The sequence below is a fragment of the Streptomyces sp. NPDC000941 genome, assembly GCF_053599555.1.
Genome location: NZ_JBSFMM010000359.1, coordinates 1 through 6,990, shown reverse-complemented (window position 1 = coordinate 6,990; position 6,990 = coordinate 1). Strand labels below are relative to the sequence as shown.

1 protein-coding gene is annotated in these 6,990 nt (G+C 72.3%); it reads left to right on the top strand.

Features of this window, described 5'->3' with window-relative positions; all coding sequences use genetic code 11:
* Positions 1–6,990 (top strand): lonely Cys domain-containing protein (locus ACWDSL_RS50710; protein WP_450496214.1); only part of this gene is annotated, 6,990 nt, incomplete at both ends.

Sequence of the window (6,990 nt, the reverse complement as noted above, 5' to 3'; positions counted from 1 at the left end):
CAGGGGCGGGCCCGGGATTGGGAGCTGCCGCGGCCGGATCCGGAGGGCGCGGAGCTGGACCGGCTTGCGGTGGTGGCCAGGCTGCACTCGGGGAGCAGCCCGGCGTCGGCGGAGGTGCGGGAGCGGACGCTGATAGCGGTGCGGGCGCTGAAGTCGATGTTCGGGGTGTATGCGGAGGACCGTGCCGATTTCGGGGAGCTGCTCCGGGGTGTGGCGGCGGTGGACGAGATGTGGCTGGCCGATCCGGAGTTCCGGCAGGTGGGTCCGCTGACGCTGGATCTGCTGTCGCGGGTGATCGAGGCGCGTCCGGAGGCGGCGTCCGGGGTGGATCAGGATGTCGTTCGCCAGGTGCTGGCCGCGGCGGCCGCGTGGTGGGATGCACGGCCTCGTGGTCCGCAGGGCGGGCGCGTGGACATGCCGTGGGACTTCGTGGATCTGCCGGTGGTGCGGCTGGGCGCGCAGTGGGTGATGGGGGGTGCGGCGAGGTTCGAGGCCGGCACCGCCCTGAGCCTGTTCAGCTCCGCTCCGTTGGGTGAGGCGCAGCGGTTGCGGATGCTGTGGGCGTGGGTGAAAACCAAGGACCTGCTGGGCAAACCCGGTGTGGACGTGGACGCGCTCGCCGTACGGGTGCTCCACCTGGACCCGAGCCTCCCCGTTGGCCGGGCGGAGCGTGAGAACCTGCGGACCCTGCTCACCCGGGCATTCGCCGTGGGGCGGGACGCGTCCGACACGGACGTGGCGGCTGCGTACCACCTGGAGGTGAACTGGGCGTTCGCCGTCACCGACAGGGACACGGTCCTGGACGGGATCCGGGGGAACGGCCGTGACTTCACGGGGGAGTCGTGGCCGCGGGTGAACCTCGCGCAGATCCGTACGTCCGGCGGGCTGGTGGACGCGCCGTGGCGGAACAGGAACCGGAACCAGAACCGGCAGGCGACCGAGCTGGACCTCTACCTGATGCGGATCGAACTGGACCCGCAGAACCCGCACATCATCCGGCTGGACATCGACGGCGATGTGTTCTGGATACCGGTCAGTGAGTTCCTGGAGCTGATGGCGAACGACTCCATCCTCACAGCCAAGGGAAGGGGCACCGAAGTCGTCTTTTCGCACGCCCGGCCGGCTCCCGGCATCGACGAGGTGGCGAGGCGGCTGGCGCAGCGGCTGGGCCGTCCTGTGCGGTGGACCGACGACCCGACGGACCTGACCGGCAAGGACGACCAGGGCGATCCGGTGCTCACCGCGTCCGCCAGTGCGGCCTCCGGCCCCGTCTGGCAGGAGGCGGTGCCGAAGTACCCGGTGCGGCCCGTCCCGCCCGCCCCTCGCCCGGTCCCGGAACCGCTGCCCAAGTCCGCCGTGGCTGCTGCTCCCGCGACGACCCCGCCCCCGGTGACCTCGGCCACAACGACGGCGACGACTACGGCGGCGACTGTGCCCTCGGTGGCTTCGGCGGCGCCCCACGGCGGCGCCGTCAGGAGCGCGCCCCTGGGACCGGCCGGCGGGACCGGCGAAGCCGGTGAGATGCCTTCCGCTGTGACGCCGCTCGCGCTGTCCCCGGACGCGGCGCCGTACCCGGGCTCCGCCATGGACCCCGTGCCGGTCACGGACCTTGCCCCGGTGCCTGCCACCGTCACCGCCCCGGCCCCCGCTCCCCGGGTGCTGGGCCGTGGGGAGCTGGAGGGTCTGGTGGATGGTGTGGCGGTGGGGCTGCCGTCGGGTGGTGTGTCGGAGCGGCGGTGTCTGGAGTTGTTGGGTGCGTTGCGGGATGAGTTGCATCCGGGTGGGTTGCTTGCGTCGGGTGTGCGGGCGGGGGGTGTGGTGGATGAGTCGGTGCTGGATCGGCCGGGTGCGGCTTCCCGTTTGGTGGTGGGTCCTGGGTGGGGTCGGGTGGGTTCGTGGGGTGCGGTGGCGGATGCGCTGGAGAAGGCGCGGCTCGCGGGTCCTGGTTCGGTGGCGTTGGTGTTGGCGCGGCGGCCGGGGTCGGTGTCGTTGGAGCGGGGGCGGCGGCCGGTGGACGGGTTGGGGCATGCGTTCGCGGCGTATCACACGGCGGATGGCGGTGTGGTGTGGGTTGACGCGTCGAAGCTCAAGGGGCGCCGGGTGTCGACGGATCCGCCGGATGTGGGGCTGTTGTTTGACGCGCGAGCGGTGGTGGTGGGTCCGTCCGGGCGGGTGGTGGCGGACGCGCTGGAGCCGTTCGTGGAGTCGTCGTCGGTGGCGCGCGCGTTGCTGGACGGGGCGGTTCGCGATGAGTACGGGGCCCTCGGCCCTGAGATCGAGTACCGCTATCCGCTCACCATCTCCGTCACCCCCGACCTTCTGCGGAGGCTCGGCATCCCGGAGCGCCCGGGGGAGCGGCCCGATCTGCGGAAGGAGGTGCTGGCGCATGGCCCCGGAATCAGGGTCACCGTCGATGCGACGGAGTTCTGGCTCGACCGCGCCACGGACCGGCTCTTCGACCCGACGGCGCAACAGCCCCCGGGGGCGACGTTCGAGGGGGTCGTGCATTTCATCCCGGAGGTCGACACCGATCCGGCGGCCGTGATTCCGGGTGAGCGGCGGCAGTCCTGGGCGGCGGCGGAGGCCAAGCGGAAGCTGGTCCGTGACCGCCTGGCGCGGACGGGCACGGCCGGGCGGGGCGGGCGTCCGATGCCGCTGGTGGAGCTTCTGGGGGATCTTCCGGGGTGGGAGATCACCGAGCTCGGCCAGGCGACCACCGTCCATCCCCTCGCCCTGGACTACGACGGCCGCCCCTACGCGCAGTTCTCCCTGGGTCCCCCCGCGGTGGGCCGCATGATGCTCTGGGATCACGCCATCAACCGGCTGTGGCGCAAGGACACGCTTCCCCTGTTCGTCGCGGGGAGGCGTTTCGGGGGGCAGGCCGCCCAGGAGCTGGTGGGCCGGCTCGGCTACCGCGACCCGGCGGTCGCGGACCTTCTGCCGTTCCTGGCTGCCATTCCGGATGTGAACGAGGTCTGGGGATACGCGTGGATGGCGTTCAACCAGGTCGCCACCGGACCGGTCAACGCCGCGTTCACGGATACCTCGGACCTGCTCAAGAACCGGTTGGCGGTGGTGTCCCGGTCCGCGCTCGACAGCGTCAGGCGGGCTCTGCGGCCTGACTCGCGGGACTTCCTCGACAAACGTCACGACCAGCTCAGCGCGATCGCCCACGCCGCGCTGACGAAGGAGATAGAGCGCACCTTCGCGCGCCACCGGCCGGGCGAGGCCGTGCCGTACGGGTTCTTCGACGCCGACGAAGTGCCGCCCCCTCGCGAGCATCTGACCGCCGCGCTGACGGGGCTGACGTCCCAGGGGAGGCGGATCGGCCAGTACGAGTCGGTCGGCATGAACGAACTCCCCGGCCTGGACACCGGCAACGGCACGCTGGCGGTCCCGCTGGCGGTGGACGAGCTGCGGGGGTACGGGTTCGACGGCAGGACGATGACCGAGGAGGAGATCGAGCGGGCCGGCGCCGAGCTGGTGGAACTCGGTCGGCAGATGTACGAGGAGGCGGTGGCGGCCCGGGTCCCGCTGTCGCCCGAGGTGCTGTTCCGGTCGCTGGAACGGATCGTGAACCATCCGGTGGTCCGGGGATCCCTCCCGCTCATGTGGCTGGCCGCCAATGGTGTGCCGCGGGCGGACGGCCCGCCCCGGCCGCTGCTGACGGCGGCGGAGGGGATGACCGTGGCGAAGGCGCTGGCCCGCTACGCCCTGGGGCACATCCGGCTGCCCGCGGACAGCCCGGCGTATCGGCTGATGGCCACGGCGGTGGGGCGGGCGTCCGCTCTCCTGGGGAGCGGGAGTGTTCCCGCCGGGGTGCGTGCGCGTGTCGAGGCGGCCGTCAGGAGCGCGGAGCGGGTGCTGACAGCTGTCAGCGAGTTGCCGCCGCCGGACGCGATCGAGTGGAAGGCGGAGATCGAGGCGCTGGACGGGACCCGGGTTCCGGTGGACCGCGTGTCGCACGTGCAGCATCTGAATGCGTCGGGTGTGCAGGTGGGGGTGTCGCTGCGGGGTGGCGTAGCAGCCGGACCGTGGCTGTATCGGCAGGGGTCCTACGGTCTGCTGCCCGGGGTGGAGTACGTCACCCGGGTGCGGCGGGAGCCGGTGCCCGGAGGTGTGGCCGGGACTCCGGCGGTGGTGGCGGAGGGCTCGCGGGAGAAGGCGCCGTTCGACAGGGTGTTCCTGGTCGGTATGGACGGGGACGGGACCGCGGCGGAACTGCGGGTCCAGGACGGTTCGGGCGTGGCGGTCGGCTACCCGCGGGTGGTGGATTATCTCTTCGCGCGCGCACCGGAGTTGACGGCGGCGCCGTGGGATACGGCTGTGCTGGTGGCGGGCGCGGATGTGGCGGGTCCGCATGCGCCTGGCCGTGATCCGCTGGAGTGGCCGGTGGCGGGTCAGGTGCTGGCCGACGGTACGGGCTTCGACCGGTGGGTGTGGGCTTCCGCCCTGGGCCTGGAGTTCGGGTTTGCCTCGGGGGTCGAGGAGGTGGTGGACGAGGACGGTGTGGTCCGGCAGAAGCGGGTGGTGCGGCTTCAGCTGGCGGAGGGTGACTGGCTGGCGGGGTTCCGCCGGGAGCCGTCGTCGGTCCAACTGGCCGCGTGGGCCGAGCGGGTGACCGGTGATCGGCAGCTGGCTGGGGATGTGGCGCGGTGGTGGCGGGCGGTCCGGCTGGTGTACGGACCGCTCCTGGAGGACGACGAGCCGACGTCCCAGGAGGACGACGAGTCGGTGTCCGAGGAGGACGACGAGACGGCGTTCGAGGCCCTGCTGTGTGGCTTCCACGCGCTGGACCAGTGGCGGGCCGACCAGGGCGATGACTCCTTGCTGACCTGGAGCCGTCTGCGGGCCCTGATCGACGAGCACTTCGTCTCCCTCGGGCAGCCGGCCCCGCCACTGGCACAGGCGCTGCCGGTGCTCCTGGCGTGGGCCGCGGACGAGGTCAGGATGGACCTGGAGCTGGAGGGCTTCGATCTGACGCCGCGACATGTCCCTATGCGGGCGTGGGAGCAGGCTCCGGAATCCCCGGCGGCGGACCGGGCGGGCGCCGCCCCGGAGGCGGCCGGGGGCTCCGGTGCGGACGGCGCCGGGTCGCGGGCGCCGTCGGGGCCGTCGACATCCGTGCGAGGGGAATCCGGTTCGCGGGTGTTCATCGGGCCGGTCGCCCCGCCGACGGCCGCGCCCCCCGCCCCGCGGACGGCCGCGCCGTCTTCCGAGTTGCCGACGCTGAGCGTGGTGGAGTTCGGACCGGGTGAGACGGGCCCGTCCCCGGACGGGCAGATGGCCATCAGGACGCTGGCGGTCAAGGTGGCGACCGCCGGTCTGCGGAACCGGCCGGCGGGCGCCGCGCTGCCGCGGACCGACATCATCGGGTACGGCGCCGGCGTCGCTGATGGTGGCGAGTGGCGCGCGGGGGCTCTGCGTGCGGTGTTCACCTGGCATCTGAACCAGGTGCTGGACATCCTTCAGCAGAGCCTGCCCGAGGGGGCGGGGCGGTTGGCCGCGGAGGACTTCCCGTTCTCCGTGCGGTGGGCTCCCGAGGGGCCCTCGGAGGAGGTGGTCGCGCTCGCCGGTGTGCCGCGTGCGGTGCTGGAGCGGCAGGCGACGGTCGGGTTCGCTCTCTCCCCGGACGCGGCGGCGGTGGAGCGGTTGGAGGCTCTGCAGAGGAAGGACCGGGAGCTGCGGAGCCGTCCGTTCGACGCGGACGCGGTGGCCCGTCAGGTGCTGCACCTGCCGGAGGGCGCGCCGGTAAACCAGGCGGTGCGCGCGGAGCTGCTGGGGCTGGTCCAGGCGGACGGGCGGGCGGGGAGTCTGGCCGCGCTGGGGGCGTTCCATCTCGAACGGCTGAGGGCGACCGGGCCGGATCAGAGCGGCTACTTCACGGTGGGGGGCCACCGGGTTCCGGGTCTGAACTGGCTGGGGCCGGAGGCCATGGGGGCCCTGGACGCCCTGGAGCTGGACACGGACTTCAGCGACGTCCTGGTGCCGCGGCTGGACGGTTCCCTGGCCATGGGCGGCGCTCCCAGGCGGGAGACGCCGTGGCCGAAGGAGAAGGTGCCGTATGTCGTCGGGGCCGACTGGCGGGACGGCAAGCACGGCAGTAACGGCAGGTTGGTGGTGCGGCTGCCGGACCGTTCGACGCGGGACGCGGGCATCGAGGAGTTCGTGGAGCTGGTGGCGGCGGATGTGGCGCGGGCGAAGCTGCCGCCGGGCACTCCGATCGTGCTGGCCGTTCCCTTCCTGGGCCGGTATGGCCCGTTGTTGCAGAAGCTGGCGGACCGTACGGGTCTGGTGGTGTGGCCGCACAGCGGTGAGGTGAAGGTCAGCCCGCGGCCTGACGACATGGGCGGCATCGACTTGGTCGTCGGGCGTCCGGGGGTTCCCGAGGGTGCGTGGTTCCCGCTTCGGCCGGGCCAGGGGCCGGTTCTCGATGACAGTGTGCCCGGCTGGTACCACGACGTGGTGCTGTGGCCGATGGTCAGCGAGGCGACCGGGGATCAGATCGGCGACGCCTCGTTTGCCCCCGCCGAGTACGCGCGGGACTTCGAGGAGACGGATCGCCACATCGACCAGATGACGACGTACATCAACGACTATTTCACCCTGCGCGCCGTCGGGCGGGAGTTGGAGCTGCCGCGTCCGGGGCCCGAGGGCAGTCCGTTCCCCGAGGCCGACGCGTACCGCATCTCCATGCATGGCGTACCTGGCTACATGATTCTGGCGGTGTGGAGCGGGAACGGCGTGCGCACCCGCTTCGTCGGCGAGGATCAGGCGGTGGCGTGGGTGAAGTGGCTGGTGTCCCGGCTGCCCAAGGACCGCTGGCTGGACATCCCCTGCTGCTGGATCGCGTCCCCCAAGGACAGCAACAGGACGGGTCCCGCCCTGAGGGACGTCTTCGCTCCCGGGGTGTTCGTGGCCAATCCGCTGCGGGAGATCTCTCTGACGCAGCGCATCGTGAACGCGACGCGGCACTGGGCGCGCGTCTCC